Below are 548 nucleotides of genomic sequence, written 5' to 3'. Positions count from 1 at the left end.
ACCGCCAGTCGCCCCGCCGGGCACCTCCGCCGCTCCCCCGGCGCCCTCCGCCGCGGCCACGATCGCCCGGGCCAGCGTGCGTCGTGGCTCGGGGCCCTCGAGCGCCCGCAACGCGACGTCGTCGGCGCGCATCTCGACGAGCTCGCGCACCGCGCTGTGCGCCTGCCCGGCCGCGGGCAGCACCGGCAGCGCCGCCTCCCACGCGACGAACGGCAGCAGGAGCAGGTGGTGGTGCTCGGCGAGGTGCGCCCGCTCGTGCGCGACGACGGCGGCCAGCTCGTCCTCGGCCAGCTCCTCGACCATCCCGGACGACAGCACGAGCAGGGGCTGCACGCCGGGGATGCAGAACGCGACCGGCGCGGGATGCTCCAGCAGCCGGGTGTCGGGCGCCGCCGCCGGCCGGACGACGAGCTCCAGCAGCTGGCGGTGCCGGCGGCGGGTGCGCGCGGTGCGCCACCACGACAGCAGGAGGACGCCGAGCAGCTGGAGCGCCAGCACCGCGGCGAGGGTCAGGGTGACCCAGTGGTCGCCCCGCACCGGACCGCCGG

General features: G+C 78.5%; 1 protein-coding gene. It reads right to left on the bottom strand.

Annotated features, from left to right (window positions below):
• The coding region (locus tag A6V29_RS07095) for a M56 family metallopeptidase (protein WP_170977733.1) at positions 1–548 on the bottom strand (548 nt) is incomplete at both ends.

The sequence above is a fragment of the Blastococcus sp. CCUG 61487 genome, assembly GCF_005222955.1.
Classification (GTDB): Bacteria; Actinomycetota; Actinomycetes; order Mycobacteriales; family Geodermatophilaceae; genus Blastococcus.
Note: the sequence above shows the minus strand (reverse complement) of the source record. Positions and strands in the feature narration are given on the sequence as shown.